Below are 1,242 nucleotides of genomic sequence, written 5' to 3' on the forward strand. Positions count from 1 at the left end.
ATCCCTTGAACAGGTAGAAGATGTACTTTGCCAAGGCTTACTTGAACTTTCTTCTAATAGTGAGCGCCTGCGTTCAATGACTTTCTTCCCTCATCTTCAAATACTACCTCTGACCGCAACTTAGTATCAGTAGTCGGCTTAAGCCGACTTAAGCTATTAGCTTGGGGTTTTAACCCTAAGCGGGTGTAGTATTTATAGCAGCAATGCCTCGATCCTAAATAGTCGATAAATTACGAAGTCTCGCAATTCAAGCCGAGGTGCAATCGCATTTACCTGTAAAACTCAAGTGCGATCGCTCAAAACCCCAATACTGACATCCGCTAACAATTAACCGCTAGTTTTTTCTGCTGTATTGTACGATAACGGGCAGACAGGTAATTAAGTAAAAAGATAAATTTAAGCTTGTGAAACTATATCTAGTAGTGCGTCCATACAAAAACATTGAATAAACTCTACGGCTTGTATAATGTCTTTAGTTCTATCGGTAGACGATCGAGAAGATAGCCTATTGCTAAATAGCTTGATTATAGAAAGCCTCGGCTACTTTAGTATTACTGCGTCTAATGGACAGTCAGCCTTACAATTAGCCCAGTGTTACCAACCAAACTTGATTTTATTAGATATTGCTCTGCCTGATATTAGCGGGTTAGAAGTATTGCATTGCCTCAAACAAAATTTTCTCACATCGGCAATTCCAGTTATTGCAGTTACCGCAATGGCAATGGAAGATGAAAGAAAACAGATACTAGCATCAGGTTTTGACGACTACCTTACTAAACCTTATATGCTAGAAGATTTAGAAAATATAATTTGTTACTATCTCAACCACAGCCCGCAAATACTGTACGGAAAAATAGCATAAAGTCAGAACGTGCGATCGCTTACTAAGTTTGTTTACAAATGATTCATCTAGGGCTAGAAGCTTTCAAATTTTACCCATGTTAATTGTATGAATACTAACTAAGGGAAAACCTGTCAAATCTTCGTGATTCAAACAACCCGTAATTTGAGGAAAAATCGGCTTTTAGCTGCTTTGCCTTTAGAGGAGTACAAGCGTCTTCTACCCGACTTAGAATCTGTCTATAGCAATCCTGAATGGTTCATGAAAATGCACCATACATGAATATCTTTGGGAAATTAAAAATTTGTCGGTGAGTTACTAGCTCAAACAAGCGCTTGACAGCAAAGAAAGATTTACACAGATGATAGAACTCTCGGATAAACCTCTTTGCTTGCAACCAC

Annotated in this window: 2 protein-coding genes and 1 pseudogene; 2 read left to right on the forward strand and 1 reads right to left on the reverse strand. The window is 38.5% G+C overall.

The features are described from left to right. Window positions 1-466: 466 nt before the first annotated feature. Both AC2VE5_RS28140 and AC2VE5_RS28145 read left to right on the forward strand, forming a co-directional pair. Window positions 467-862 (forward strand): response regulator, encoded by a 396-nt coding sequence (locus tag AC2VE5_RS28140; protein WP_486890795.1) that lies wholly within the window; start codon window positions 467-469, stop codon window positions 860-862. A gap of 123 nt (window positions 863-985) precedes the next feature. Next, on the forward strand, window positions 986-1,123 hold the full coding sequence (locus AC2VE5_RS28145; RefSeq protein WP_486890797.1) for a hypothetical protein: 138 nt from the start codon (window positions 986-988) through the stop codon (window positions 1,121-1,123). Here AC2VE5_RS28145 and AC2VE5_RS28150 read toward each other — a convergent pair. Continuing rightward, window positions 1,101-1,242: pseudogene (locus tag AC2VE5_RS28150) on the reverse strand (IS630 family transposase); the annotation flags it as partial. The gene AC2VE5_RS28145 and the pseudogene AC2VE5_RS28150 sit on opposite strands and share 23 nt — an antisense overlap.

The sequence above is a fragment of the Aliterella sp. E5.1 genome, assembly GCF_057473825.1.